This is a genomic window from Isoptericola sp. S6320L, assembly GCF_023015685.1.
GTDB classification, from domain to species: Bacteria; Actinomycetota; Actinomycetes; order Actinomycetales; family Cellulomonadaceae; genus Isoptericola; species Isoptericola halotolerans_A.
The window spans coordinates 22,200-49,198 of sequence record NZ_JALKAT010000029.1; the positions used below are offsets into that span (position 1 = coordinate 22,200).

Annotated in this window: 25 protein-coding genes and 1 tRNA gene; 15 read left to right on the forward strand and 11 right to left on the reverse strand. The window is 73.3% G+C overall.

Features of this window, described 5'->3' with window-relative positions:
• Window positions 1-62: 62 nt before the first annotated feature.
• Together MWU57_RS14035 and topA are read left to right on the forward strand one after the other, a co-directional pair.
• Entirely contained in the window at window positions 63-1,109 is a 1,047-nt protein-coding gene (locus MWU57_RS14035; RefSeq protein WP_246909881.1) for a phosphatase PAP2 family protein, read from the forward strand.
• 209 nt (window positions 1,110-1,318) lie between these two features.
• Window positions 1,319-4,099, forward strand: a complete 2,781-nt coding sequence (gene topA, locus MWU57_RS14040; RefSeq protein ID WP_246909883.1) for a type I DNA topoisomerase — start codon at window positions 1,319-1,321, stop codon at window positions 4,097-4,099.
• A gap of 7 nt (window positions 4,100-4,106) precedes the next feature.
• Here the strand turns inward: topA and MWU57_RS14045 are convergent, their stop codons facing one another.
• On the reverse strand, window positions 4,107-4,328 hold the full coding sequence (locus MWU57_RS14045) for a hypothetical protein (RefSeq protein WP_106264743.1): 222 nt from the start codon (window positions 4,326-4,328) through the stop codon (window positions 4,107-4,109).
• A gap of 75 nt (window positions 4,329-4,403) precedes the next feature.
• Here MWU57_RS14045 and MWU57_RS14050 point away from each other — a divergent pair, with 75 nt between their 5' ends.
• Both MWU57_RS14050 and MWU57_RS14055 read left to right on the forward strand, forming a co-directional pair.
• Window positions 4,404-4,871 carry a MarR family winged helix-turn-helix transcriptional regulator gene (locus tag MWU57_RS14050; RefSeq protein WP_246909886.1) on the forward strand — a complete coding sequence of 156 codons (468 nt, stop codon included), beginning with the start codon at window positions 4,404-4,406 and terminating at the stop codon, window positions 4,869-4,871.
• The gene (locus MWU57_RS14055; RefSeq protein WP_246909888.1) at window positions 4,868-5,959 is read left to right on the forward strand and encodes a Gfo/Idh/MocA family protein; all 1,092 of its coding nucleotides are present in this window, start codon (window positions 4,868-4,870) and stop codon (window positions 5,957-5,959) included. Before MWU57_RS14050 ends, MWU57_RS14055 begins: the two co-directional genes overlap by 4 nt.
• A gap of 30 nt (window positions 5,960-5,989) precedes the next feature.
• Here MWU57_RS14055 and MWU57_RS14060 read toward each other — a convergent pair whose 3' ends face one another.
• A complete protein-coding gene (locus MWU57_RS14060) occupies window positions 5,990-6,385 on the reverse strand; it encodes a pyridoxamine 5'-phosphate oxidase family protein (RefSeq protein ID WP_106264748.1) in 396 nt (131 codons plus the stop codon).
• 57 nt (window positions 6,386-6,442) lie between these two features.
• Between MWU57_RS14060 and tmk the strand changes: the two genes are divergently transcribed.
• The 5 genes from tmk to MWU57_RS14085 all read left to right on the forward strand — a co-directional run bounded on the left by tmk (window position 6,443) and on the right by MWU57_RS14085 (window position 11,992).
• On the forward strand, window positions 6,443-7,114 hold the full coding sequence (tmk, locus tag MWU57_RS14065; RefSeq protein ID WP_106264750.1) for a dTMP kinase: 672 nt from the start codon (window positions 6,443-6,445) through the stop codon (window positions 7,112-7,114).
• A complete protein-coding gene (locus tag MWU57_RS14070; protein ID WP_246909890.1) occupies window positions 7,111-8,280 on the forward strand; it encodes a DNA polymerase III subunit delta' in 1,170 nt (389 codons plus the stop codon). The genes tmk and MWU57_RS14070 overlap by 4 nt, the downstream gene beginning before the upstream one ends.
• A 102-nt stretch (window positions 8,281-8,382) precedes the next feature.
• Window positions 8,383-10,089 carry an enoyl-CoA hydratase-related protein gene (locus MWU57_RS14075; RefSeq protein WP_246909893.1) on the forward strand — a complete coding sequence of 569 codons (1,707 nt, stop codon included), beginning with the start codon at window positions 8,383-8,385 and terminating at the stop codon, window positions 10,087-10,089.
• Between the two features lie 41 nt (window positions 10,090-10,130).
• Window positions 10,131-11,702, forward strand: a complete 1,572-nt coding sequence (locus MWU57_RS14080; RefSeq protein ID WP_246909895.1) for an alpha/beta hydrolase — start codon at window positions 10,131-10,133, stop codon at window positions 11,700-11,702.
• Between the two features lie 217 nt (window positions 11,703-11,919).
• A tRNA-Thr gene (locus MWU57_RS14085) sits at window positions 11,920-11,992 on the forward strand.
• A gap of 86 nt (window positions 11,993-12,078) precedes the next feature.
• Here the strand turns inward: MWU57_RS14085 and MWU57_RS14090 are convergent.
• Both MWU57_RS14090 and MWU57_RS14095 read right to left on the reverse strand, forming a co-directional pair.
• Window positions 12,079-12,435 carry a hypothetical protein gene (locus MWU57_RS14090; protein ID WP_246909898.1) on the reverse strand — a complete coding sequence of 119 codons (357 nt, stop codon included), beginning with the start codon at window positions 12,433-12,435 and terminating at the stop codon, window positions 12,079-12,081.
• A 110-nt stretch (window positions 12,436-12,545) separates the two neighbouring features.
• Entirely contained in the window at window positions 12,546-13,205 is a 660-nt protein-coding gene (locus tag MWU57_RS14095) for a UdgX family uracil-DNA binding protein (protein ID WP_246909901.1), read from the reverse strand.
• Between the two features lie 83 nt (window positions 13,206-13,288).
• On the opposite strand from MWU57_RS14095, the gene def reads away from it, so the two are divergent.
• Window positions 13,289-13,975 carry a peptide deformylase gene (gene def / locus MWU57_RS14100; RefSeq protein ID WP_106264759.1) on the forward strand — a complete coding sequence of 229 codons (687 nt, stop codon included), beginning with the start codon at window positions 13,289-13,291 and terminating at the stop codon, window positions 13,973-13,975.
• A 7-nt stretch (window positions 13,976-13,982) separates the two neighbouring features.
• Here def and MWU57_RS14105 read toward each other — a convergent pair whose 3' ends face one another.
• Together MWU57_RS14105 and MWU57_RS14110 are read right to left on the reverse strand one after the other, a co-directional pair.
• Window positions 13,983-14,786 carry a hypothetical protein gene (locus tag MWU57_RS14105; RefSeq protein WP_246909906.1) on the reverse strand — a complete coding sequence of 268 codons (804 nt, stop codon included), beginning with the start codon at window positions 14,784-14,786 and terminating at the stop codon, window positions 13,983-13,985.
• Window positions 14,787-14,871: 85 nt separating this feature from the next.
• A complete protein-coding gene (locus MWU57_RS14110) occupies window positions 14,872-15,468 on the reverse strand; it encodes an alpha/beta family hydrolase (RefSeq protein ID WP_246909909.1) in 597 nt (198 codons plus the stop codon).
• A 68-nt stretch (window positions 15,469-15,536) separates the two neighbouring features.
• Here MWU57_RS14110 and MWU57_RS14115 point away from each other — a divergent pair, with 68 nt between their 5' ends.
• The gene (locus MWU57_RS14115; protein ID WP_246909911.1) at window positions 15,537-16,574 is read left to right on the forward strand and encodes a family 43 glycosylhydrolase; all 1,038 of its coding nucleotides are present in this window, start codon (window positions 15,537-15,539) and stop codon (window positions 16,572-16,574) included.
• Window positions 16,575-16,705: 131 nt separating this feature from the next.
• Window positions 16,706-18,103 carry an oligosaccharide MFS transporter gene (locus MWU57_RS14120; RefSeq protein WP_246909914.1) on the forward strand — a complete coding sequence of 466 codons (1,398 nt, stop codon included), beginning with the start codon at window positions 16,706-16,708 and terminating at the stop codon, window positions 18,101-18,103.
• On the opposite strand, the gene MWU57_RS14125 is transcribed toward MWU57_RS14120, so the two are convergent.
• Window positions 18,084-19,007: a universal stress protein gene (locus tag MWU57_RS14125; RefSeq protein WP_246909917.1), complete on the reverse strand. Its 924-nt coding sequence runs from the start codon at window positions 19,005-19,007 to the stop codon at window positions 18,084-18,086. The two genes, MWU57_RS14120 and MWU57_RS14125, sit on opposite strands and share 20 nt — an antisense overlap.
• Before the next feature lie 23 nt (window positions 19,008-19,030).
• Window positions 19,031-19,693 (reverse strand): hypothetical protein, encoded by a 663-nt coding sequence (locus tag MWU57_RS14130; protein WP_243400797.1) that lies wholly within the window; start codon window positions 19,691-19,693, stop codon window positions 19,031-19,033.
• A gap of 207 nt (window positions 19,694-19,900) precedes the next feature.
• Here MWU57_RS14130 and MWU57_RS14135 point away from each other — a divergent pair, with 207 nt between their 5' ends.
• Window positions 19,901-22,468, forward strand: a complete 2,568-nt coding sequence (locus tag MWU57_RS14135) for an ATP-dependent Clp protease ATP-binding subunit (protein ID WP_106264767.1) — start codon at window positions 19,901-19,903, stop codon at window positions 22,466-22,468.
• Between the two features lie 81 nt (window positions 22,469-22,549).
• Here the strand turns inward: MWU57_RS14135 and MWU57_RS14140 are convergent, their stop codons facing one another.
• From MWU57_RS14140 to MWU57_RS14150, 3 genes are all read right to left on the reverse strand, one after another.
• A complete protein-coding gene (locus MWU57_RS14140) occupies window positions 22,550-23,221 on the reverse strand; it encodes an HAD hydrolase-like protein (protein WP_246909921.1) in 672 nt (223 codons plus the stop codon).
• Window positions 23,222-23,243: 22 nt separating this feature from the next.
• Entirely contained in the window at window positions 23,244-24,257 is a 1,014-nt protein-coding gene (locus MWU57_RS14145; protein ID WP_374108563.1) for an NAD-dependent epimerase/dehydratase family protein, read from the reverse strand.
• Window positions 24,258-24,335: 78 nt separating this feature from the next.
• The gene (locus MWU57_RS14150; protein ID WP_246909925.1) at window positions 24,336-25,079 is read right to left on the reverse strand and encodes an IclR family transcriptional regulator; all 744 of its coding nucleotides are present in this window, start codon (window positions 25,077-25,079) and stop codon (window positions 24,336-24,338) included.
• A gap of 68 nt (window positions 25,080-25,147) precedes the next feature.
• Here MWU57_RS14150 and eda point away from each other — a divergent pair, with 68 nt between their 5' ends.
• Window positions 25,148-25,789, forward strand: coding sequence for a bifunctional 4-hydroxy-2-oxoglutarate aldolase/2-dehydro-3-deoxy-phosphogluconate aldolase (gene eda, locus MWU57_RS14155; protein ID WP_246909928.1), 642 nt, complete (start codon window positions 25,148-25,150; stop codon window positions 25,787-25,789).
• Window positions 25,786-26,892, forward strand: a complete 1,107-nt coding sequence (locus tag MWU57_RS14160; RefSeq protein WP_246909930.1) for a sugar kinase — start codon at window positions 25,786-25,788, stop codon at window positions 26,890-26,892. The genes eda and MWU57_RS14160 overlap by 4 nt, the downstream gene beginning before the upstream one ends.
• Window positions 26,893-26,999: the final 107 nt, after the last annotated feature.

The window sequence follows — 26,999 nt, forward strand, 5'->3', positions numbered from 1 at the left end:
TCGCCCGCGGACCCCACTGCTCGTCCACCGGTTCCTCACACGGAGCAGATACGGTGACCTGCGTGAACGGTGACACTCGTGAGCTCCCGGCCGCGGTGCCCCCAGCGGGTGGCGCGCCGACCGCGCCTGCCCCCGCAGCTGTCCCGGCGGGACCTCGTCGCGCGGAGCCGGTCGCCTCGGTGGTGGCCCCGCCACCGCCCCGCGTCCGGCCGGGGGCGCAGGCGACCGCCGCGGTGGTCGGGCTGCTCGCCGTGGTCGCGCTCTGGCTGACCTACCGGGTCTTCGTGACGACGGTTCCCGGGCAGCGGCTCGACGAGCTGGCCTTCTTCGGTGCGGCCTACGGGCAGGGTCGGCTCTGGCAGGTGGCCGAGCCCGTGCTCGACGTGGTCTCGGTCGCCTTCGTCGTCGGCGGGCTCGGCGCGGCGATGGCCGTGGCGCTGGTCCGCCGGCGGTGGGTGCTCGCCCTCCAGGTGGCCGTGCTGGTCGGTGGGGCCAACCTCACGACGCAGCTCCTCAAGCACCAGCTGCTCACCCGGCCGGACCTGCTGCCCGGCTGGAACGGGGAGAACACGCTGCCCAGCGGTCACACGACGGTCGCAGCGAGCGTGTCCGTCGCCCTGCTCCTCGCCACCCCGCGGGCCTGGCGGCCCGCCGTGGCGGTGCTGGGGGCGGCCTACACCGGCGCCACCGGGGTGTCCACCCTCATCGGTCAGTGGCACCGGCCGTCCGACGTCGTGGCCGCCCTGTTCGTGGTGCTGGCCTGGGGTGCGCTGGTCTGCGCCATGACGCCCGCCAGCTCGCTCGACGTGGCGCCGCGCCGCCGGCGTCTGCCGTCCGGCCTGCCGCGGCCGAACGCCTTCGCGTCGCCGGGGTCGTCCGTCCTCGCCGGGCTGCTGCTCCTGGGGGCGGCGGTCACCGGCGGGCTCGCGCTGGCCGCGGGCGTGCGGCTCGCGGAGGCCGCCACCGTGCCGATCGCCGAGGACCTCACGGCCTACGCCGCCGGGGTGCTGGGCGTGCTGGCCGCCACGGCCGTGACCTTCGCCCTCCTCCTGCTGGTCCGCCAGGCGACGGCCCGCCCCGCCGAGGTAGTGCCCCGCTCGCCGAGGTAGTGGCGCACCCCGCCGGGGGCCGGGTCACCATCGTGGCGGGGCTGTGGACCGCGGTGCGAACGGCACATCGCTCCTCGGTAGAGTGCCGCCGTCGTCGTCCGTGTCGTACCGTGACAGGACGCCGCACCCCCTCGGCGCCCGCGCAGGACCGCCACACACCAGCGCACACCGCCCCACCATCGCTCAAGACCGTCGGAAAGCAGGAACGGATGCCACAGGCCCGCAAGCTCGTGATCGTGGAGTCTCCCACCAAGGCTCGCAAGATCCAGGGCTACCTCGGCGACGACTACGTCGTGGAGGCCAGCGTCGGCCACATCCGTGACCTGCCGCAGCCCTCCGACCTGCCGGCGGAGATGAAGAAGGGGCCCTACAAGAAGTTCGCCGTCGACGTCGACAACGGGTTCGACCCGTACTACGAGGTCTACGCGGACAAGAAGGCCAAGGTCCGCGAGCTGAAGGCCGCGCTGAAGGACGCCGACGAGCTCTTCCTCGCCACCGATGAGGACCGCGAGGGCGAGGCCATCGCCTGGCACCTCATCGAGGCGCTCAAGCCCAAGGTGCCCGTGCACCGCATGGTCTTCCACGAGATCACCCGCGAGGCCATCGCCCGCGCCCTGGAGAACACCCGCGACCTCGACTCCGACCTGGTGGACGCCCAGGAGACCCGCCGCATCCTCGACCGGCTCTACGGCTACGAGGTGTCGCCGGTGCTGTGGCGCAAGGTCCGCCAGGGCCTGTCGGCCGGGCGGGTGCAGTCCGTGGCGACGCGGCTGGTCGTCGAGCGCGAGCGCGAGCGCATGGCGTTCGTCACGGCCGACTACTGGGACGTCACGGGATCGTTCGCGCCCCAGGACGGCGACGACGCCGGCCAGCTCTTCCGCGCCCGGCTGACGGGCCTCGGCGGCGACCGCGTCGCGTCGGGCCGGGACTTCGACGACCTCGGCCGCCTCAGGGTGCGGACCGGCGTCGTGCATCTCGCCGAGACGGAGGCGCACGCCGTCGTCGCGGGACTCGAGGACGCGGCGTTCGCCGTCCGCTCGCTCGAGACCAAGCCGTACTCGCGCAAGCCGGCCGCCCCGTTCACGACCTCCACGCTGCAGCAGGAGGCCTCGCGCAAGCTGCGCATGGCCTCCCGGCAGACGATGCGCACGGCCCAGGCGCTGTACGAGAACGGCTACATCACGTACATGCGGACCGACTCGCCGGCGCTGTCGGCCGAGGCGACCGACGCGGCGCGGCGCCAGGCCGCCGAGCTGTACGGCCCCGAGTACGTGCCGGGTGCGCCGCGGCTGTACGCCTCGAAGAACAAGGGCGCCCAGGAGGCGCACGAGGCGATCCGGCCCGCCGGCGACTCGTTCCGCACGCCGGCGCAGGTCGCCCGCGAGATCTCCGGCGACCAGTTCAAGCTCTACGAGCTCATCTGGAAGCGCACCGTCGCCTCGCAGATGGCCGACGCGAAGGGGTCGACGGCGTCCGTGCGGCTCGCCGCGACGCTCGGCTCGGGCGCGGGGGAGCGCGCCGGCAGCGACGCCGTCTTCTCGGCGTCCGGCACGGTCATCACGTTCCGCGGGTTCCTCGCGGCGTACGAGGAGTCGCGCGACGTCGACCCGTCGGACGGTAACGGCGGCGGCAGCGGGAACGGAGCGGCGAAGGAGAGCCGGCTGCCGCGCATGGCCGAGGGGGACGCCCTGGCGAGCACCGAGCTGGCCGCGGAGGGGCACTCGACCTCGCCGCCCGCGCGGTACACGGAGGCGTCGCTGGTCAAGGCGCTGGAGGAGCTCGGCATCGGCCGGCCGTCCACGTATGCCGCGACGATCTCCACCGTCCAGGACCGCGGGTACGTGCGGACCAAGGGCCAGGCGATGGTCCCCACCTGGCTGGCGTTCGCCGTCGTGAAGCTGCTCGAGGAGCACTTCGGCCGCCTCATCGACTACGACTTCACCGCCGAGATGGAGGCGGACCTCGACCAGATCGCCGCGGGCGACCGGGAGCGGGTCGCGTGGCTGACGCGGTTCTACTTCGGCGAGGGCACCGACGGCGCCGCCGGCGAGGGTTCGCAGACCTGGGGTCTGCGCGACCTGGTGGCCGACCTCGGTGAGATCGACCCGGTGGCCGTCAACTCCGTGGAGATCGGTGAGGGGATCCGCGTGCGCGTGGGCCGGTACGGGCCCTACCTGGAGGACCTGCGCGCCGAGCCCGACAAGGACGGCAAGGCACCGCGCGCCTCCGTGCCGGAGGACATCGCACCCGACGAGCTGACGGTGGCCAAGGCCCGCGAGCTGCTCGCCGCGGGGGCCGACGACGGCCGTGTGCTGGGCGTCGACCCGGCGTCCGGGAACGAGATCGTGGCGAAGAACGGCCGCTACGGTCCGTACGTCACCGAGGTGCTCGACCTGCCGGAGATCGACCCCGAGCTCTCGGCCGCGGCGAAGAAGAAGGCGAAGGCCGCCCAGCCGAAGCCACGCACGGGCTCGCTGCTGAAGTCGATGGCGCTGGACACGGTGACGCTCGACGACGCGCTGAAGATCCTGTCGCTGCCCCGCGTGGTCGGCAAGGACCCGGAGTCGGGCGACGAGATCACCGCGCAGAACGGCCGCTACGGCCCGTACCTGAAGAAGGGGACGGACTCGCGCACCATCTCCTCCGAGGAGCAGCTGTTCACCATCACGCTGGACGAGGCGCTGAAGATCTACGCCGAGCCCAAGCGACGGGGGCGGGCGGCGGCGACGCCGCCGCTGCGCGAGCTGGGCGACGACCCGAACAGCGGCAAGCCGATCGTCGTCAAGGACGGCCGGTTCGGTGCCTACGTGACCGACGGCGAGACGAACCGCACGCTGCCGCGGGACCTCACGCCGGAGTCGATCACGCCGGACCGTGCGATCGAGCTGCTGGCCGAGAAGCGGGCGCAGGGTCCGAAGAAGCGCAAGGCGCCGGCCAAGAAGCCGGCGGCGAAGAAGGCTCCGGCCAAGCGGTCGACGTCGAAGAAGTAGTCCTTCGTCACTCCGCCCGGCGCCGCTCCACGACGTAGGAGTGGCCGTCGGGCCCGGTGACGCGCTCGAAGGTCTGCCGCAGCTCGGCCTCCCGCGCCTGGTCCTCCGGGCGCGGGGGGACGGCCGGCCCGCGCCGGATCGACGCGGGGCCGAAGATCGGCAGGAACGTCTCGGTGAGGCGCATGCCCCAGGTGCGGTCGTCGCCGGGGCGGCGGCTGAACAGTCCCATCGGTGCTCCTTGGTGCGCCGGTGCTCACGCCAGATACTTGGTGCACCAAGCATAACGCGGCCCTACGATGTGGTCATGGAACAGCCCGAGGATCCGCTCGCGCTCGAGGCCCAGGTCTGCTTCGCCCTCTCCGCGTCCGCCCGCGCCATGGTGGCGCTGTACAAGCCGGTCCTCGAGCCCCTCGGGCTGACCCACCCGCAGTACCTGGTGCTGCTCGGGCTCTGGGAGGACGCCGGGGCCGGGCGCACCACGACGGTCACCGGCCTGGCCGGGCGCCTCTACCTCGATCCGGGCACGCTGTCCCCGCTCCTCAAGCGGCTCGAGCAGCAGGACCTCGTCGAGCGGCGGCGCGCGACGACGGACGCCCGGGTCGTGGAGGTGCACCTCACGCAGGCGGGTGCGGCCCTCCGGCAGGAGGCGCTGCAGGTGCCCCGCCGTGTGGTCGAGTCCAGCGGGCTCAGCCTGGACGAGCTGCAGCGGGTCAAGTCGGCGGCGGACGCCGTCATCACCGCAGCGCACGGCAGCGCTACGGTGAGCGCATGACCGACACCGCCGCTGAGCTGCCCGCCGAGCACGCCGTCGACCCGGCCACCTACGCCGCCCGTCTGACCACCGCCGACCTGGCGGGCACCGTCCCCGAGCCGTCGGACGCACCCCCGCTGCGCTGGGGAGTGCTCGGCGCGGGCAACATCGCCGCCTCGTTCTCCGACGGCGTGCGCGACCGCACCGCGGCGCAGGTCGCCGCCGTCGGCTCCCGCTCGGTGGACAAGGCGCAGGCGTTCGCCGACGCCCACGCCCCGGGTGCCCGCGTCCATGGCTCGTACGCCGCCCTGGTGGCCGACGGCGAGGTGGACGCGGTCTACGTCGCCACTCCGCACTCGCACCACCTGGAGCACGCGCTGCTGGCGATCGAGGCCGGCAAGCACCTGCTGGTGGAGAAGCCGCTGACGCGCTCGGTGTCCGAGTCCCGCACGCTCCTGGACGCCGCGGAGGCCGCCGGGGTGTTCTGCATGGAGGCCGTCTGGACGCGGTTCCTGCCGCACGTCGCGGCGATCCGTGGCGCCATCGCGCGCGGCGAGATCGGCGAGGTGCGCACCGTCATCGCCGAGTTCGACGTCGCCTTCGCGTACGACCCGTCGCACCGGCTCTTCGCCCCGGAGCTCGCGGGCGGCGCGCTGCTCGACCTGGGCATCTACCCGATCACGTTCGCCCACGACCTGCTCGGCGCGCCGGACACCGTGCTGGCGCACGGCACGCTCGCCGAGACCGGCGTCGACGACCACGTGAGCATGATCCTCGGGTACGACGGCGGCGCGCAGGCGATCCTGCACACCTCCTCCGGGGCGTCCGGCGGCGCCGGGGCCCGCATCATCGGCACGCGGGGCCGCATCGAGATCCCGCAGTTCTTCTTCGGCCCCACCGGCTTCGAGGTGGTGCCCGACGACGGACCCTCCTGGAGCTTCACGTCGCCCGACGGCGAGGGCAAGGCCTACGAGGCGGCCGAGGTCGCACGGTGCCTGGCCGCGGGGCAGACCCAGAGCGCCCGCATGCCGTGGTCCGACACGCTCGAGGTCATGGCGGTCCTCGACGAGGTCCGCGCGGGCCTCGGGGTGGTCTACCCGGGCGAGTGAACCGGCAGCGCGTCGTCAGCGTCGGCGCGCTCAGCGCGTCAGCCGGCGGCCGGTGACGGCCTCCGGCGTGATGCGGACCCAGACGTTCTTGCCGTCGTCGAGGTAGCTGACCAGGCCGGTGGCCTCCGCCGCCGCCACGTCGGCGTCGTGCTCGAGGATCTCTGCGGTGCCCTTGATCACGACGCTCGTGGCGACCTCGGGCGTCCACTCGTCCGCCTCGAACGCCACCCGGGCGTTGACGGCCACCTCCGCCAGCTTGCTGCCCGGGTGCGTCACGAAGTACAGGCGGCCGTCGCCCACCGCGAAGGAGACGGGGAAGATCTCCGGCTCGCCGGCCACGGACGTCGCCAGCCGGCCCACCGGACGCCCGGCGAGGAACTCCCAGCTCTCGTCCTCGGTGAGCGGGCTCATGCTCTGTGCTGTCATGCCCCCATCGTCCCGCCGTGCGCAGCCTCCCGCCTGCCGAGCCGGTCCCCGACGGGCATGTCTGCCGCCACGGCTAGGGTGGCTGCCGTGAGCACAGCACCCGGGTACTTCGTGTCGTTCGAGGGCGGCGACGGCGCCGGCAAGTCGACGCACGTGCGTCTCCTCGGGAAGTGGCTGGGCGAGGTCACCGGCCGCGAGGTCGTGCTGACCCGGGAGCCGGGCGGGACGGAGCTCGGGGCGCAGCTGCGCCAGGCGGTCCTGCACGGCGAGGACCTCGACCCGAAGACCGAGGCGCTGCTGTACGCGGCCGACCGCGCGCACCACGTCGCCACCGTCGTCCGCCCCGCCCTGGCGCGCGGCGCCGTGGTGCTCACCGACCGCTACCTGGACTCCTCGGTGGCGTACCAGGCCGGCGGGCGAGAGCTCGCGGAAGGTGAGGTGGAGGACCTCTCTCTCTGGGCCACCGACGGCCTGCTGCCCGACGTCACGGTGCTGCTCGACCTGGACCCCGACGAGGCCGCCGGCCGGCTCTCCGGCTCGCCCGACCGCCTGGAGCGCGCCGGCGCCGAGTTCCACCGCCGCACGCGCGAGGCCTTCCTGCGACGGGCCGCGGCGGACCCCGCACGCTGGCTCGTCGTCGACAGCACCGCGTCGCTCGGCGACGTGCAGGGCCAGATCCGGGTCGACGTCGCGGCACGGCTCGGCCTGACGCCCGAGGTCCCCGCATGACCGCGACGAGCGGGACCGTCTGGGACGACGTCGTCGGGCAGCCGGACGCCGTGCGCGTGCTGCAGCGGGCGGCGTCCGACCCCGCGGCCATGACCCACGCCTGGCTGGTCACCGGCCCGCCCGGCTCCGGCCGGTCGGTGGCGGCGCGAGCCTTCGCCGCGGCCCTGCAGTGCCGGGGCACAGCGCCGGGTACACCGCCGGGCTGCGGACGCTGCCAGGAGTGCACCACCACCCTCGCCGGGACGCACCCGGACCTCACCGTCGTCGCGACGGAGAAGGTGGTCATCACCATCGACGAGGTGCGTGACCTCATCACCCAGGCCTCGCGCACCCCGTCGGTGGGGCGCTACCGCGTCATCGTCGTCGAGGACGCCGACCGGATGGCCGAGCGCACCACCAACGTGCTGCTCAAGTCGATCGAGGAACCGCCGTCGCACACCGTGTGGGTGCTCTGCGCCCCCAGCGTGCAGGACGTGCTGCCGACCATCCGGTCGCGGTGCCGGACCGTGGGCCTGCGCGTGCCGCCGCCGCAGGACGTCGCGGACCTGCTCGTGCGGCGCGACGGCGCAGACCCGGGCCTGGCGCTGGACGCCGCCCGGGCCGCGCAGTCGCACGTGGGGCTGGCCCGTCGGCTCGCGCGGGACCCGGAGGCGCGTTCCCGGCGCGCCGCCGTCCTCGAGGTCGCGCGGCGGATCCGGGGCGTGCCGGACGCGGTGCTCGCGGCCGCCGAGCTCGTCGAGGTCGCCAAGGCCGAGGCCACCGCCGCGACCGCGGAGCGGGACGCGACGGAGAAGGCCGAGCTGATGCGGGCGCTCGGCGTCGGCGACGGGGACACGCTCCCGCCCAAGCTGCGTTCCCAGCTCAAGCACCTCGAGGACGACCAGAAACGCCGCGCGACCCGCCGCCAGCGGGACGTGCTCGACCGCGCCATGGTCGATCTGCTGTCGCTCTACCGGGACGTCCTCGTGGTCCAGCTCGGCGCCGAGGTCGAGCTCGTCAACGCCGCGCACGCCGACGTCGTCCGCGCCCTGGCGCGCGACGCCACGCCGGAGCAGACCGTCCGCCGGATGGACGCCATCGGCACGGCGCGCGAGCGCCTCGAGGGCAACGTGGCGCCGCTGCTGGCGCTCGAGGCGATGGCCGTCGCGCTGCGCCCGCAGGGCTGACCAGCACCCCAGCATCCCGCCCGGCGTCAAGAGGGGGCTTGCGTTTTCACCCGGTTTGCTCTGTGATCGTCGGTGGCGTGCCATCCGGGCACCCCGACGACGATGAGGATGATGATGCGGATCCTGCTGCTGGTCTCGGCGTTCAACGGCTTGACGCAGCGCGTCTGGTGCGCGCTCCGGGACGAGGGACACGACGTCGGTGTGGAGATCGCCCCGGCCTTCGACTCGCCGGAGGCGCTGACCGCGGCCGTGGCGGACGCCGACCCCGACCTGATCCTGTGCCCGTTCCTCAAGCACCGCGTGCCGCAGGAGGTGTGGGACCGCTGGACCACCGTCGTCGTGCACCCCGGTCCGGTGGGGGACAGGGGGCCGTCCTCGCTGGACCACGCCATCCTCACGCGGCAGGAGCGCTGGGGCGTGACGGCCCTGTCCACCGTCGAGGAGATGGACGCCGGTCCCGTGTGGGCCACGTCGACGTTCGCGCTGCCCGACGTCCCCGTCGCGAAGAGCGCCCTGTACAACGGGCCCGTGGCCGACGCGGCCATGGCCTGCGTCGCCGAGGTGGTGCGCATGGTCGCGGCGGGCGAGCAGCCCGTGCCCGCCGACGACATGCCCCGCGAGGTCCCGGGGACCGGTGAGCTGCCGCTCCTGCGGCGCCCGGCGTTCGAGATCGACTGGTCGCTGCCCGTCGAGGAGCTGGCACGCCGGGTCGCGGCGGCCGACGGCGCCCCGGGCGCTCCGGCGCAGATCGACGGCGAGCGCTTCTGCCTGTTCGACGCCGTCGCGAGCCCCGACGTGCTGGACCCGGACGCCGAGCCGGGCACCGTCGTCGGCCACGACGTCGACGCCGTGGCCCTCGCGGCCTCCGACGGCACCCTCTGGGTGGGCTACGCGGCCACGCTGGCCGAGCGACGCGGCACCAAGCTGCCGGCGCGCATGGTCCTCGACCCCCGGTCGGCCTCCGTGCGGCGCGCCGGTCCGCCCGAGCTGGCCGAGACGCACTACGAGCGCGACGGCGACGTCGGCCTCCTGACGATCCGCTCCTACAACGGCGCGATGCACACCGAGCAGTGCCGGCGGCTCACCGCGGCCGTCACCGAGGCGCTCGCGGAGGACACGAGCGTGCTCGTCCTGCGCGGCACGGAGAGCCTGTTCTCCAACGGGATCCACCTCGGGGTCATCGACGCCGCCGAGGACCCGGCGGTGGAGGCCTGGGCGAACATCCAGGCCATCGACGACCTCTGCGAGGCGGTGGCCGGCGCGGACCAGCTCACCGTGGCCGCCTTCACGGCGAGCGCCGGGGCCGGTGGCGTGATGGCCGGGCTGTGCGCCGACGTCGTCCTGTCCCGGGACGGGGTGGTGCTCAACCCGTTCTACGACATGGGGATCTACGGCTCCGAGCTGCACACGTGGACCGTCGCCGCGCGCGTCGGGCCGGAGGTCGCGGACATGCTGCTCACCGGCCGGCTGCCCCTCTCCGCGCACCGCGCCGCCGATCTGGGCCTGATCGACGCCGTCGGGCCGCGGGACACGGGCGAGTTCGACGCCTGGCTCGCCAAGCGCGTCGCCGAGCTGGCCGGCCCGGCGGAGCTGGCCGCCGCGTCCGAGGCGGCCCAGGACCGGGCACCCGACCGGCCGCTGTCGTACCACCGCACGATCGAGCTGGCCGAGATGGCCCGCGACATCTTCGACGACCGCCACGGGTTCGCGGCCCGGCGGGGCGACTTCCTGCGCAAGGCCGCGGCACCCGAGACGCCCGAGCGGCTGCGGTTCGCGCGGTCGGGAGGATCGCCCGAGGAGGTTCGGTGAATGGTCGGCGGGTGCCCGTGCGCGGCCGGTAGGTTGGCCCCGTGATCTTCACCCACCACCGCCCGAGCCCGCCGTCCGCCCGCTCGAACGGTCGGCGGACCGCCGGCGTGGCCGCCGTCCTCGCCACGCTGCTCGTCCTCGCGGGGTGCACCGGGGGCGCTCCGGCCAAGGACCAGACGCCGGCCGGGCAGGCGTCGAGCGCGACCGGGGACGGAGCGCCCGAGGGCTTCGAGAAGTTCTACTCGCAGGACGTGGTCTGGACGGAGTGCCGCACCGACTTCGAGTGCGCCACCGTCGCGGCGCCGCTGTCCTGGAGCGACCCGGACGCCGGGGAGATCGAGCTGGCGGTCATGCGGACCCGGGCGGGCGGGGACAAGATCGGTTCGCTCCTGATCAACCCGGGCGGTCCCGGCGGGTCCGGCGTCGACTACCTCGAGGCCGCGGCGGCAACCTTCGGCGACCGGCTCCGCGAGTCGTACGACATCGTGGGCTTCGACCCGCGGGGCGTCCGGGACTCGACGGAGGTGCGGTGCTACGGCGACGCGAAGAAGGACCAATACCTGAGCGAGGACTTCGACCTGTCGACGGACGAGGGGCTGGCGGCCGCCCGGGAGTCGAACGCCGCCTGGGCCGCGGCCTGCGCGGAGAACACCGGGGAGCTGCTCGGCAACGTCGACACGCAGAGCGCCGCCAAGGACATGGACATGCTCCGCGCCGCCCTCGGTGACGACGAGCTCCACTACCTCGGCGCGTCCTACGGCACGAGCCTCGGCGCGACGTACGCCGGACTGTTCCCCGAGCGGACCGGCCGGCTCGTCCTGGACGGAGCCATCGACCCGCGGCTGGAGGACGGCGAGATGTCGGCCGGCCAGGCCGTCGGGTTCGAGAACGCCCTGCGCGCCTACGTCGACGACTGCCAGGGCGGTGCCGGCTGCCCGCTGACCGGGTCCGTGGACGACGGCATGCAGCAGGTGCGTGGCGTCCTCGACCAGGCCCTCGAGCGGCCGTACCCCACGGACAGCGACCGCGAGGTGACGCAGACGCTCGCGTTCTACGGCGTCGCCGTCACGCTGTACGACGAGCAGAACTGGCCGCTCCTGACCCAGGCGCTCGAGGAGGCGATCGACAAGGGCACCGGCACGATGCTGCTGTTCCTCGCCGACTTCTACAACGACCGGAACGCCGACGGCTCCTTCGCCACCAACTCGACCGAGGCGTTCAGCGCCGTCAACTGCCTGGACGGGCGCAGCGACCCCGACGTCGAGGCCATGCGGGCCGAGGCGGCGGAGATCGAGGCCGCGGCCCCGACCGTCGGCACGTTCTTCAGCTACGGCGGGATCTCCTGCGCCGACTGGCCGTACCCGGTGGTCGAGCAGGAGTACGACGTGGCGGCGCCCGGCGCGGCACCCATCGTGGTGGTCGGCACCACCAACGACCCGGCCACGCCGTACGTGTGGGCCGAGGGCATGGCGGAGGCGCTGGACTCCGCCGTCCTGGTGACCTACGAGGGCGAGGGGCACACCGCGTACGGCCGGTCGAACAGCTGCATCGACGACGCGCTCGAGGACTACCTCGTGGACGGCACCGTCCCCGAGGACGGCCTCACCTGCTGAGGTAGTGCCACCCCCGCCGAGGTAGTGCCGACCGCGCCGAGGTAGTAGCGCGGGCGCCGAGGTAGTGCAGGGCTTGCCGAGGTAGTAGCGCGCCGGACGTCGGGTGTGAGCCACGCGACGCCGGCGGGCCCGCGGATCCTTTTGGAATCGCGGCCGGGCGTCGGGTAGTCTGGGCGCGCCCGCTGATCGAGGCTCTGTCTCGGTCGTCGTCGGGCGCGCCGCCTTAGCTCAGTCGGTAGAGCGGTTCACTCGTAATGAACAGGTCATCAGTTCGATTCTGATAGGCGGCTCAGCGCGCGGAAGGCCCGGAACTTTGACGGTTCCGGGCCTTCGTCGTCCCTCGGCGCGTACCGCCCGCCGACGACGTCGCCGGCAGTCAGCCGCGAGGCTGCGAGCTGGTCTGCTGGAACCGGTCCGGCGGGCTGGGCTCGGCGGCCGTCTGCGGCGAGGCCTTGCTCCCGTGGCGCGTGCCGCCCTGCGACGGCGCCGCGTCCGGGTCGCCGCCCGAGGGCTGGGCGCCCTCGCGGAGCTCGTCCAGACGCTGGTCGAGCACCGTCAGCACGGGCACCCGGTTCCCGTGCGCGCGCTCGTAGGCGAGGATCTTCTCCAGCCCGCCGGCGTCGAGCTGCCGGACCCGGTGCGCGAGCGTCCCCACCGGCAGGTGGTCGTAGTCGGGCAGCGGCAGGTCGTCGTGGTCCGGCTCGGTGGTCGGGTTCGTCCGGTCGTCGGTCATCGTGTCCTCCCTCGCGAGCTGTCACGGGGTCGCCGTTCCCGACGACCGTAGGCAGGCTTGCCGTCGGCACGCATCCCCGCGTCCGACGCCGCCCGGCGGGCGCTCGCGCGTCAGCGCACCGCCTCGCTCGCGGTGCGCAGGTCGTCGACGAGCTCGCCGTACTTCTGCTCCCGGTCCGTACGGTCCCGCAGGCGCAGCAGGGCCGAGGGGTGCGTGGTGACGACGACGTTCTCCACGTCGCGCGCCACCCGCAGCCCGTCGCCGGGGTCGAGGAGCTGGCCGCGCAGCTCGCCGATCCTCACGGGCCGGCCGAGCACCGCGCGCGCGGCGGTCGCACCCATCGCGACCACCACCCGGGGGCGCACGGCGGAAATCTCCGCCTCCAGCCACGGCAGGCACGCGCGGACGTGCGCGACGTCCGGCTTCTTGTGCAGCCGGCGCGTGCCGCGCTCGGTGAAGCGGAAGTGCTTGACGGCGTTGGTCACGTAGACGGTGCCGGGCTCGATGCCGGCGGCCTCCAGCGCCTCGGCGAGCAATCGGCCGGCCGGGCCGACGAACGGCTCGCCCTCGCGGTCCTCGCGGTCGCCGGGCTGCTCGCCGACCAGCACGACGTCGGCGTCGTCCGGCCCGGTCGAGAACACGACCTGGGTGGCGGGGGACCACAGCTCGCAGCCGCGGCACGCGTGGGCCGCCGCGCCGAGCGTGGCGACGTCGGCGCCGTCGGGCACCCATCGCTGGGCGCCGGGGCGGTCGGGCGTGGTGCGGGGCACGGCGTCACCTCCGCCGCCAGGATCACGCGTGCGGCGTGTGCTCGCTCACCGGCGTGGGGACGGCGCGCCGGTAGGCTCTGGCCATGGCTTGGAGCTTCGGTCGGCGGCGTCCCACCACGTATCTGCTGGGCGAGGCGGTCGACCCGTACCCCGCTCAGGCGCCCGAGGCGCGCCGCGGCCGGGTCCGGCGGATCACGGAGATCGGTGAGCCGGTCCTGCACGCCCCGGCCCGCACCGTCGAGACGTTCTCGACGCCGGAGCTGGCCGCGCTCGTGGACGACATGTTCGCGACGATGGAGGTGGCGCAGGGGGTGGGTCTGGCGGCGCCGCAGGTCGGGGTCGACCTGCGGGTCTTCGTCTACGACCTGACGGACGAGCGCGGCGACCGCCACGTGGGCCACGTGGTGAACCCGTCGCTCGAGATCGACGACACGGCGGAGCTGATCACCGAGGAGGAGGGCTGCCTCTCCGTCCCGGGTGCCTACGTCCCCCTGGCCCGGCGGTCCGGGGCGACGATCCGCGGGGTGGACCAGCACGGCGGACCGGTGCAGCTCGAGGCCACGGGGTTCCTCGCGCGGTGCTTCGTGCACGAGGCCCAGCACCTGGACGGCACGCTCTACTGGGACCACCTGTCGAAGGCGGACCAGCGTGACGCCCTGCGGCAGCGGGACGAGGAACGCCCGGAGGTGCTGGCGACGCGGCGTGAGATCGCGATCGAGCTGGACAAGACACCGGCCGACTACCCGCCGGAACCGGCCGGCGGGCGCTGAGAAGAGGTCAGTCCCCGCGTCCGCGCAGCCGCCAGACCACGAGGCCACCGGCGGTAAGCCCGGCGGCGGCGAGGCCGAGCCCGGTGATCGCCCACAGCTCGCCGTCGCTCACGTCGGCCTCGGCCGCCTGGTGCTGGTCGTCGATCACGGGCAGCTCACCACCGAAGCTGCGGTCCAGCGCCTCGAACTGCTCGGCGCCCATCGCCCCGGTGGTCGCCGTCGCCGACGGTGCCGGACTCCGCCTCGCGGACGGCGACGGCGACGGCGACGGTGTCGGGGTGGCGCTCGGCGTCGGGTCCGGCGTCGGCGTCGGCGTGGGCACGGCGCTGGGCGACGGCGGCGCATCGGCCGAGGGTTCCGCCGTCGGGCGGGGGGACGGGTCGGCGGGGGTGCTGGGAGCTGCCGGCGACGGGGTGGGCTTGCTCGGTGGCGACGGGCTCTCCGCGGCCGGTTCGGTGCACCGGGGGCTCCCGTAGGACTCGTGCCACTCGCCGACGCCGGGCACCCGGACGTAGGCGACGCAGTAGCCGTCGGGCATCTCGGCCGCCGCGGCCGTGAACGCCACGTAGCCCCGCCGCGCACCGTCGAGCGACTCCGTGAGCCAGGCGTAGTCCCATCCCTCGCGGCTGCGGATCGAGTAGCCGACGCGCTGGTCGTCCTTGTGCTCGAGCTCCTTGCCGTCGAACGCCACGCCGTCGGCGGTCACGTCGAGGTCGCTGTCGGCCGCCGCGGGCAGCGTCGCCGCGAGGGCGAGGCCGGTACCGAGGGCGCCGGCGAGCAGGGCACGGACCGCAAGGCTGGCGACGCGCACGCGTGACCTTCCGACGCTGGGTGCCGGGGTTCCGGCGGGGCGAACCACATCGTAGGGGACGTGCTCGCACGCCTGGAACGCCCGGTCAGAGCGCGGCGACCCAGTCGGCGACGGCGGCCGCGACGGCGTCGTCCTGGTTCCGGACGTCGTGGGCCCCTGGCAGGGTGACCGTGCTGACCGGACCCGGGACGGCGGCGGTGTGGGCGGCCAGCTCGCCGGGGCTGCCGAAGGGGTCCCGGTCGCCGGAGACGAACAGCACGGGGACGTCGAGCTGTCCGAAGTGGTCGACCCGGAGCTTCTCGGGCTTGCCGGGTGGGTGGAGCGGGTAGCTGAGGAGCACCAGCCCGGCGGCAGGGAGTCCGTCGGCCACCGCCATCGAGCACATGCGCCCGCCGTACGAGCGACCGCCGAGCAGGATCCGCTCCGTGCCCACGCCGAGCTCGGCCGCGAGGTCCTCGGCCTCGGCACGCAGGTGCGCGATCGCGACGGGCGGCCGGTCCGGGGCTCGCTTGCCGGCGAGGCGGTACGGGAAGTCGACGCGGCGGACGGGCAGGCCGGGCGATGTCGGTGTCGGCGTGGCCAGCCTGTCCGCGACGGCGCGCAGGGTGTGGTGGTCGCGGTCGGCCCCGGCCCCCGGGGTGAGGAGGAGCCCGGCCGGACGGGAGGGTGACGCGGTCGACATGGACCCCAGTCTCGCGCACGATGTAACGTGTCCGTTCTACATCGTTGTACACACTGAACGAGGACACCATGACGGACCAGGTCGCCACCAACCCGATCGTGCTGCAGCGCGCCGACCCGCACGTGCTGCGCCACGACGGGCAGTACTACTTCACCGGCTCGCACCCGGCGTACGACCGGGTGGTGCTGCGCCGGGCCGCCCGGCTCGAGGACCTCCAGGAGGCGCCCGAGGTCACCATCTGGACCCGTCACGAGTCCGGCCCGCAGTCGCACCTGATCTGGGCTCCCGAGATCCACCGGGTCGACGGCGCCTGGTACGTCTACTACGCCGCCGCGCCGAACGACCACGGCACCGCGGACGCCCCCGGGGCGCACGAGACCTTCAACCACCGGGTGTTCGTCCTGGAGTGCACGGCCAACGACCCGCTCACCGGCGAGTGGGTCGACCGGGGCCAGGTGGACACCGGGTGGGAGAGCTTCGCGCTGGACGCGACGAGCTTCGTCCACGGCGGGCACCAGTACCTCGTGTGGGCCCAGCAGCACCTCGCGGTGCGCGGCCACTCCAACCTGTACATCGCCCGGATGGCGAACCCGTGGACGCTCGCCACGCCGGCCGTGGAGCTCTCCCGCCCCGAGCACGACTGGGAGGTCAAGGGCTTCTGGGTCAACGAGGGGCCGTCCGTGCTGGTGCGCGGCGGGCGGGTGTTCCTGACGTACTCGGGCGCCGCGACCGGCATCGACTACGCCATGGGTCTGCTGACCGCGGACGAGGGAGCCGATCTTCTCGACCCGGCCTCGTGGACCAAGAGCGCCGAGCCGGTGTTCGTCTCGGACCCGGCGGTGGGTCAGTACGGCCCGGGCCACAACTCGTTCACGGAGTCGCCCGACGGCGAGACCGTGCTCGTCTACCACGCCCGGACGTACACGGAGATCGCCGGCGACCCGCTGTGGGACCCCAACCGCCACGCGCGAGCGCAGGTCCTGCCCTTCGACGCCGACGGCGACCCGGTCTGGGGCACGCCGGTGCCGGACACGCGCCCGGTGCCGACGTCGACCGAGGTGCTCGCGCCGGACGGCGCCCCGAGCATGGCCTTCGTCACACCCTGACGTTCGTGCAGGTGACGGGCTTGTCGACCGGCCAGTAGGTGCCCGAGGCACTATTACATCGTTTACCGTGGCGGGGTACGGGCACACCGCAGGCCGCAGCCGGCCGTGCCAGAACAGCCGGAGGGAAACCGATGTCGGTCCAGCACCAGCCCAGCCAGCCGCAGGCGCCGCAGGCGCCGCAGGCGCCGACGCCGCACGCGCCGACCAGGGGCGCGCGGGCGCGCGACGCCCTGCGCAGGCCGGCCTTCTGGAACATCGGTGGGCTGTTCTTCTTCTACTTCGCCATCTGGCAGCTCGTGATGACCTTCCTCAGCCTCTGGCTGGAGCAGGAGGCCGGGATGACGAGCGGGAACATCGGTCTCGTCTTCTCGGTGATCGCGCTGGTCGCGTTCTGCCTGCAGCCGCCCTACGGCTACATCCAGGACCGCCTCGGGCTGCGCAAGCACCTCTTCGCGTTCGTGGTGGTGTGCGGGGCGCTCATGGGCCCGTTCTTCGCGTTCGTTTTCCTGCCGATCGTCGGCGTCAACCAGGTGCTCGGCGCCGTCGTCGCCGGTGCGTTCCTCGCCCTGGTCCTCAACGCCGGGGTGAGCGTGGTCGAGGCGTTCAACGAGCGCACCTCGCGGGCGAACGGCTTCGAGTACGGTCACGTGCGCCTCTTCGGCTCCCTGGCCGGTGCGACCGCCTCGCTCGTCGGTGGCTTCGTCTGGGCGTCGGACCCCGACAACATCTGGTGGGCCGCCACCTTCTCGGCGATCGTCCTCGGCGCCCTGCTCCTGGTCGTGCGCACCCCGAAGCCTGGCGACCCCGGGTACGCGGCCGTGAGCGCCGACCACGACACGGCCACCACCGGGAGCACCACTGGGAGCACCGCCGGGACCGCATCCGAGGCGTCCGGCTCGCAGGCGCTCCGGACGCTGCTCAAGGACCGCTCGTTCGTCGGCTTCATGGTGCTGATGTTCGGCACCGCGGCCCTCTACGACGTCTTCGACCAGCAGTTCCCGAACTACTTCGCCGACCATGCCACCGCCGTCGCCGACCCCGAGGTCTTCTTCTCGCGGGTCGTGTTCGTGCAGATCCTGCTCGAGGCGGCGGTCATGGTCGTCATGCCGTTCGTCATCAACCGCATCGGTGCCCGGTGGGGGCTGATCGCCTTCGCCGCGGTGCTCGTGGTGCGCGTGCTCGGCACGGCCTTCATCACGTCCACGGAGATGCTGGTCGTGTGGCGGCTCCTGGCGGCGCTCGAGATGCCGCTCATGCTGGTCTCCGTCATGAAGTACGTGACCCGCATGTTCGACGTGAAGTTCTCCGCCACCGCCTACATGATCGGGTTCAGCATGTCCAAGGCGGCCGGCGTCTTCGTCTTCTCGTGGCTGTTCGGCCTCTCCTACGACGCCATCGGGTACGCGCACTCCTACCTGATCATGGGCGGCGTGGTCATCGCGGTGACGCTCGTCGCGAGCTTCCTCATGCGTGACGACCGTGGCCGCGTGGCGCCCGGCGCCGGGGACCTCACGCCCGCAGGACGGTGACGGGGCAGCCCGCGAAGTCCAGCACCTGACGGCTGGTCGACCCCAGCACCAGCCGGTCGAAGCCGCCCAGCCCGCGGGCGCCGACCACCAGCCGGTCCGCGCCCTGGGAGGCCTCGATGAGCACCTTCGCGGCCTGTCCGTGCACCACCCGGGGGCGGATCCGGTCGGCCGGGACGTCCACCTCGGCAGCCGCGATCGCGGCGTCCAGGCACTGGCGGGCGAAGTCCTCGTAGTCGCTGATCGGCGGGGCCCACCCCCACGAGCCCGGCAGCGGCGCGAGCGTCGTGATCTGCCACGCGAACACCGGTTCCAGCAGGGCGCCCGACCGCGCCGCCACCTCGGCCCCGTGCCGCAGCGCGGCGACGGACGGTGCGGACGTGTCCACGCCCACCACCACGCGCGGGGCGGCCGACGGCGGAGCGGCGGCCGCGTCCACCGGTCCGGCTCCTGCGGTGGCCGGGGCGCCCGGGCCGGTGGCGTCGTCGTGCGGCTCGTCCGTCGGCCGGTCGACGTGGCGCACCACCGTGACGGGGACGTGCGCGTTCTCCACGACCGTCGAGGACACCGAACCGAGGATGCGGCGTCCGAGCCGTCCCCGCCGCCGTCGGCCGAGCACGAGCATCTGGGCCTCGGCGCTCGCGGCGAGCAGGGCGTCGGGGATCGGCCCGGGCAGGACGGCGTACTCGGCGTCGAACGGCTCGTGCCGCTCCCGCGCGCGGTCCAGGATGGCGGCCGTCTCGGCGCGCACCTCGTCCAGCACCCCGGTGAGCTCCGCCTCGTCCACGTCCGGGGCGACCCGCAGGACGGTCAGCGGATGTCCGCTCGACGAGGCCTCCATGACCGCCCAGTCCAGTGCCTCGTCCGCCTCGACCGAGCCGTTGACGCCCACGACGATGCCTTCCATACCGCCAGCCTAGGGCGCGCGGGTCAGCGACGCCCGGGCGGGTGCAGCAGCGACCGGATCGGCCGGGTGACCACGTCGACGCGGTCGACCAGGTCGGCCGGTCCCGTGACGACGAGGTCCCGCCCCGGCAGCGAGACGTGCACGGCCGTGACGTCCCGGACGCGGACCCGGGTCGCCGGCCGGGACGTCCCGTCGACGGTCAGCTCCGCGCTCTCGAGCGGCACGGCGTCCACCTCCGTCACGATCGACCGCATCGCGCTGCGGTAGTCCGCGAAGTCGTCCGCGAAGTCCGAGGTGCCGTGCGGCGTCTGCGTCGTGTCAGGCTCCACGGGAGAGGCGATGTCCGCGTGCAGGGGCGCGACCAGCGCGCCGCTCGCCGCCGCGCGCACCACGTCCTCCACCGCGTCGGCCGCCACCGGCGTCCGCAGCGTCTCCACCTCGAAGGACTCCCGCGCGAAGGTGCGGTACGACCGGACGAACCGGTCCGACGTCGGGTCGGTCTCGTCGTCGTACCCCGTGAGGGCCTCGTCCTCCAGGTCGAGGCCCCAGATCAACGGGTCCACGACCTCGCCGACCACTCCCGAGAACCGCGCCAGGCGCGCGTCCACCGGATCGGGCGGCCCCGGTCGCCCGCTCCGCGGCCGACCGGCCCGGCCCTGCCCCGCCTCGCGTCCGACGTCGTCCATGGTGGCCCTCCCCGTGTGCGGCGACCTGTTCTGCCCACCATTGCTCCGCGAGCGGTGTCTCGGCAACGGGGCGCGCCGTCACGCCCCTGGCGAACAAGGGCATCTGGAGGGGGGTGGGCATGTTGGGAGCGAATAGAGTCGTAGCGGTCAGGCTGTCGCCGTCGATCCGACGGGGCCAGGAAAACGCCGCTCGTGAGGGAGCAGCACATGTTCGAGAGATTTACGGACCGAGCCCGTCGGGTGGTCGTCCTCGCGCAGGAAGAAGCGAGGATGCTCAACCACAACTACATCGGCACGGAGCACATCCTGCTCGGCCTCATCCACGAGGGTGAGGGCGTTGCCGCCAAGGCGCTGGAGTCGCTGGGCATCTCGCTCGACGGCGTGCGCGCGCAGGTCACCGAGATCATCGGTGAGGGCCAGCAGGCCCCGAGCGGGCACATCCCGTTCACCCCGCGTGCCAAGAAGGTGCTGGAGCTGTCGCTGCGCGAGGCGCTGCAGCTCGGCCACAACTACATCGGCACGGAGCACATCCTGCTCGGCCTCATCCGCGAGGGTGAGGGCGTGGCGGCGCAGGTGCTCACCAAGATGGGTGCCGACCTGAACAAGGTGCGTCAGCAGGTCATCCAGCTGCTGAGCGGCTACCAGGGCAAGGAGCCGGTCGCCGCCGGCGGCCCGCAGGAGGGGCAGCCCTCCGGGTCCGCGGTGCTGGACCAGTTCGGCCGCAACCTGACGCAGGCCGCGCGCGAGGGCAAGCTGGACCCGGTCATCGGGCGGAAGCCCGAGGTCGAGCGGGTCATGCAGGTGCTGTCGCGCCGCACCAAGAACAACCCGGTCCTCATCGGCGAGCCCGGCGTCGGCAAGACGGCCGTCGTCGAGGGGCTGGCGCAGGACATCGTGCGCGGCGACGTGCCCGAGACGCTCAAGGACAAGCAGCTCTACACGCTGGACCTGGGCGCCCTGGTGGCCGGCTCGCGCTATCGCGGTGACTTCGAGGAGCGCCTGAAGAAGGTGCTCAAGGAGATCCGCACGCGGGGCGACATCATCCTGTTCATCGACGAGATCCACACCCTGGTGGGTGCCGGCGCCGCCGAGGGCGCGATCGACGCCGCCAGCATCCTCAAGCCGATGCTGGCCCGTGGTGAGCTCCAGACCATCGGTGCCACGACGCTCGACGAGTACCGCAAGCACGTCGAGAAGGACCCGGCGCTGGAGCGTCGCTTCCAGCCCATCCAGGTCAACGAGCCGTCGATGGAGCACGCGATCGAGATCCTCAAGGGTCTGCGCGACCGCTACGAGGCGCACCACCGGGTGTCCATCACGGACGCCGCGCTCGTCTCGGCCGCCCAGCTCGCCGACCGGTACATCAACGACCGGTACCTGCCCGACAAGGCGATCGACCTCATCGACGAGGCGGGCGCGCGCCTGCGCATCCGCCGGATGACGGCCCCGCCGGAGCTCAAGGAGCTCGACGAGCAGATCGCGGAGGCCCGTCGCGACAAGGAGTCCGCGATCGACGACCAGGACTTCGAGAAGGCCGCCGGCCTGCGTGACACCGAGAAGCAGCTCACGCAGCAGCGCGCCGACAAGGAGAAGGCCTGGAAGTCGGGCGACCTGGACACCGTCGCGGAGGTCGACGAGGAGCTCGTCGCCGAGGTGCTGGCGATGTCGACCGGCATCCCGGTCGTCAAGCTCACCGAGGAGGAGTCGAGCAAGCTCCTGCACATGGAGGACGAGCTGCACAAGCGGGTCGTCGGCCAGGACGTCGCCATCAAGGCGCTGTCCCAGGCGATCCGTCGCACGCGTGCCGGTCTCAAGGACCCGAAGCGTCCCGGTGGCTCGTTCATCTTCGCCGGTCCCACCGGCGTCGGGAAGACCGAGCTCGCCAAGGCGCTCGCCGAGTTCCTGTTCGGCGACGACGACGCGCTCATCCAGCTCGACATGTCGGAGTTCTCGGAGAAGCACACGGTCTCGCGGCTGTTCGGCTCGCCCCCCGGGTACGTCGGCTACGACGAGGGTGGTCAGCTCACCGAGAAGGTGCGCCGCCGTCCGTTCTCCGTGGTCCTGTTCGACGAGGTGGAGAAGGCCCACGCGGACATCTTCAACTCGCTGCTGCAGGTGCTCGAGGACGGTCGGCTCACCGACTCCCAGGGTCGTGTGGTCGACTTCAAGAACACCGTCATCATCATGACGACCAACCTCGGTACGCGGGACATCGCCAAGGGCGTCCAGACCGGCTTCAACGCCGGCGGCGACCTGGTGACGGACTACCAGCGGATGCGGGCGAAGGTCAACGAGGAGCTCAAGCAGCACTTCCGGCCCGAGTTCCTCAACCGTGTCGACGACACGATCGTGTTCCCGCAGCTGTCCGAGCAGGAGATCATCGAGATCGTCGACCTCGAGGTCGCCAAGCTCGACAAGCGTCTGCGCGACAAGGACATGGGCATCGAGCTCACCCCTGCGGCCAAGAAGCTGCTGGCTGAGAAGGGCTACGACCCGGTCCTCGGTGCGCGGCCGCTCAAGCGGGCGATCCAGCGGGAGATCGAGGACGCGCTGTCCGAGAAGATCCTGTTCGGCGAGCTCAAGTCCGGCGAGATGGTCCTCGTCGACGGCGAGGGCGAGGGCATCCTCGGGGAGTTCACGTTCCGCGGGGTGCCGAAGTCCGAGCACGACCGCGGGCCCGTCTCCGTGGGCGCTGCCGCGGCGCTCGACGCACCCACCGGTGTCTCCGTGTCCGACCTGCCGCCCACCGGGCAGATGCAGGCCGGCGCCGAGTAGCCCGGAGCGGGCTTCCCGCCGACTGACGACGCAAGGCCCCGGACCCTCCTCACAGGGTCCGGGGCCTTCGTCGTGCCCGGCTCAGCGCAGCCGGGCCAGGACCTGCGCGGCGAGGTCGGCGACGTCGTCGACGGTCCCGACGATGCCCGCGCGCTCGAGCTCGCCCGGAGCGGCGTAGCCCCAGCTCACGCCCAGGCAGCCGATGCCGTGCTCCGCCGCACCGTGGACGTCGTGCTCGCGGTCGCCGACCATCAGCACCGGGCCGTCCTCGGGCGCGGCCGGGGACTGCCGCCCGAGCGCGGCGAGCGCCTTGGCGATCACGTCGGCCTTGGTCGAGGTCGCCTCGTCCAGCGGTGCGCCGAACACGTCGTCCACCAGCGCGGAGAGGCCGAACCGCTCGCAGATCGGCCGTGCGAACACCTCGGGCTTGCTCGTGGCCACGGCGAGGACGCAGCCGGCCGCGCGCAGCTCGCGCAGGGCCGCCGGGACGCCGTCGAACACCGAGTTGTCGAACATGCCGCCGGCGGTGAAGGCCGCACGGTAGGCGGCGAGCGCCTCGCCGACCCGTTCGCGGGGCACGCCGTGGGTGGGGAAGGAGTCCGTGATCGGCGGGCCGACGAACGAGCGCAGCGTGGCGGCGTCGGGCACCGGCAGGCCGAGCGTGCGGTAGGCGTGCGCGGCCGACGCCGTGATGCCCGGCGCCGAGTCCATGAGCGTGCCGTCGAGGTCCAGCAGGACGAGGGGTGTGGTCACGGCGCCAGGCTACGTGCCAGGTTCAGATCGCCTGGGCGTGCTCCACGAGCCGGTCGAAGCCCTCGTCCAGCGCGCGGTCGACCACCTGCGCTTCGGGGTGCGCGTCGTACCAGGCGATCTGCTCGTGGGCGCCCTGGTCGTAGGTGATGGTGGTGCCGAACTCGGGCACGAGCGCCCGCAGCTTGGCGCAGTCGAACAGCATGGAGTGCGCCTTGTCTCCGAGGAGACCGTCGCCGACGTCGGGCAGGACGCGCGCGATCGTCTCGGACGGCACGTGGACGATCTCGGGGTCGGGCACCCCCGCCGCGGCGCCCAGCCACGTGTAGACCTGGTCCCAGGTGGGGGCGTGCGTGCCCATGATCTGGAACGTGTCGCCCACGGCGTGCGGGTGGCCCAGCAGGCCGACGAACCCGACGGCGAAGTCGTCCGTGTGGGTCAGCGTCCACAGGCTCGTGCCGTCGCCGTGCACGACGACGGGCTTGCCGGCCCGCATCCGGGCGACGTCCGTCCAGGCTCCGCTCGTCGGCAGCAGGGTGCGGTCGTAGGTGTGGCTGGGGCGCACGACGGTGGCCGGGAAGGCGTCCTCGCGGTACGCGCGCACCAGGAGGTCCTCGCCGGCGATCTTGTCGCGGGAGTACTGCCAGTACGGGTTGCGCAGCGGGGTCGACTCCGTGACCGGGAGGCGTGAGGGCGGCGTCTGGTACGCCGAGGCGCTCGAGATGAACACGTACTGGCCGGTGCGCCCCGTGAACCGCTCGACGTCCCGGGCCACGTGGTCGGGGGAGAAGGCGCGGAACTGGGCGACGACGTCGAAGTCGCGGCCGGCCAGCGCGGCGTCGACCGCGTCGTCGTCGGCCGCGTCCGCGACGAGCGTCTCGACGTCGGCGGGCAGCGGGCGGGTCGTCGAACGGCCGCGGTTGAGAACGGTGACGTGGTGGCCCTGCGTCACCGCGCGGGTCACCGAGGCGGCGCTGATGACGCCGGAGCCGCCGATGAACAGGATGCTCTGCGGATTGCGGGTTCGTGTGGGGGTCATGGCAGCCATGGTGCCCGACGGCGTGGCGTTCGGCACCGGGCGGGGCGGTCGGTGCGCGTGGTCGGCGCTCGCTGCCCGCTACGCGGCCGGCACGGTGAGGTCGGCGGGCAGGTGGGCGGGCAGCACCTCGCGCAGCGCGGCGATCCGCGCCTCCCGGGCGGCGCCGGTCATGCGTTCGGCGGGTGCGGTGATGGACACCGCGGCAATCGGCCGGCCGGCACGGAGCACGGCGACGGCGGCGCACGCGATGCCGGGCTCGTTCTCCTCGGTCTCGGTGGCGACGCCGGTGTGCCGGGCCTCGGCCAGCGCCTCCCGGAGGCGGTCGGCCGCGGTCCCGGGTGTGGCGTATGCGGCCAGGGCGGCGTCGTCGAACGGACCGGCAGCCAGGAGCGCGCGGCCGAGCGCCGTGGTGGCGGCGGGGCGGCGGCGTCCGACGGCGGACCATACCCGGACGGCCCGCTGCGGCTCGACCTTCTCCAGGTACACGACCTCCCGGCCGGCGAGGACGCCGAGGTGGACGAGCTCGTCGACCTCGGCGCTGAGGGCGTCGAGCGCGGGGCGCAGCAGGGCGGGCAGGTTCTCCTCGGCGAGGAACGTGCTGCCGAGCGCGAGGACGGCCGGGCCGAGGCGGTAGGTGCCTTCCTCGGTCTGCTCGGCGTAGCCCCGGTGGCGCAGCGCGGCCAGGGTGCGGTGCAGCGTGGACTTGTTGGCGCCGACCTCGGCCGAGAGGTCTGCCAGGGAGGTGCCGTCGGCGCCGGCGCGCCCGAGGGCGTCGAGCGTGAGCAGGGCCTTGTCGACGCTGCCGAGCGGGCTGGGTTCCATGGGACCGTCCTGGTAGGGTGCATTCCGTAGTGAACAACTGGCGTTCACCATAGCGAAACGGAGAGCAGATGTCACCCGGCGACACCCTGAAGACCCTCGAGCAGCACCGTCTCGTGCCCGTCGTCGTGGTCGACGGCGCGGAGCAGGGCCTCCGGCTCGCCGAGGCCCTCGTCGCGGGCGGGCTGCCCGTCGCCGAGATCACGCTGCGCACCGCGGGCGGGCTCGACGCGATCCGCGCCGTCGCGCGCGACCAGCCCGACGTCGTCGTCGGCGCCGGGACCGTCGTCACCGCGGCGCAGGTGGACGCCGTCGTCGACGCCGGCGCGCGCTACATCGTCTCGCCCGGCCTGTCGCGCAGCGTCGTCGAGCGCGCCCAGCACCACGGCGTGCCCGTGCTGCCCGGCGTCGCCACGCCGACCGAGATCATGGCGGCGCTCGACCTGGGCGTCGAGACCGTCAAGCTGTTCCCGGCCTCCGTCGTCGGCGGCCCCGCGGCCCTCAAGGCGCTCGCGGCGCCCTTCGGCACCGTGCGGTTCGTCCCGACGGGCGGCGTCAGCGCGGCCAACCTCGGCGAGTACCTCGCGCTGGCGCCGGTGCTCGCCGTCGGCGGCTCGTGGATGGTCGCCAAGAGGCTCGTCGACGCCGGCGAGTGGGATCAGATCACCCGACTCACCGCCGAGGCGGTCGACCTCGTGAAGGAGAACTCATGAGCAACCCGTCCGTCACCACGCGCCCCGCCGCGGACTGCCGCTACGACGTCGTCGCCCTCGGCGAGGTCATGCTCCGCATGGACCCGGGCGACCGTCGCATCCGCACCACCCGCAGCTTCGACGTCTGGGAGGGCGGCGGCGAGTACAACGTCGCCCGCGGGCTGCGGCGCTGCTTCGGGCTGCGCGGCGCTATCGTCACCGCGCTCGCGGACAACGAGGTCGGCCGGCTCGTCGAGGACTGCATGCTCACCGGCGGCCTCGACACCTCCTGGGTGCAGTGGCGCGAGTACGACGGCATCGGGCGCGAGGTGCGCAACGGGCTCAACTTCACCGAGCGGGGCTTCGGCGTGCGCGGGGCCGTGGGCACCAGCGACCGCGGGCACACCGCGATATCGCAGATGCAGCCCGACGACGTCGACTGGGACGCGCTGTTCTCCTCCGGTGTGCGGTGGCTGCACACGGGCGGCATCTTCGCGGCGCTGTCCGAGTCCACCGCCGACGTGGCCGAGGCCGCGATGTCCGCCGCCCGCCGGCACGGCACGATCGTCTCCTACGACCTCAACTACCGGCCCTCGCTGTGGAAGGGCATCGGCGGCGTCGAGCGGGCGCGCGAGGTCAACCGGCGCCTGGCCCACCACGTCGACGTCATGATCGGCAACGAGGAGGACTTCACGGCGTCCCTCGGTTTCGAGGTGGAGGGCGCCGACGAGTCGCTGACGGACCTCGACACGGGCGCCTTCCGGGCGATGATCCGCACCGCGGCCGAGGCGTACCCGAACTTCCAGGTGATCGCCACGACGCTGCGCGGCGTCAAGTCGGCGTCGGTCAACGACTGGGGTGCCATCGCGTGGTCGCGCGCCGAGGGTTTCGTGGAGGCCACCCACCGGCCCGACCTGGAGATCTTCGACCGCGTGGGCGGCGGCGACTCGTTCGCCTCCGGCCTGGCCTATGGGCTGATGGAGCTCGACTCGCTGGCCGAGGCCGTCGAGTACGGCGCCGCGCACGGCGCGCTCGCCATGACGACCCCGGGGGACACGACGACGGCGACGCTCGCCGAGGTCGCCAAGCTCGCCGCGGGCGGCAGCGCACGCGTCCAGCGCTGACTCTCAGCTCTCCTGCCCCCCGCCCCGCCCCGCGCTGTGGCTGCTCTGGGCGCTCTGGGTGTTGTGGGTGCACGACACGCCGTTTGTTGTCCAGCGATGACGGCGTG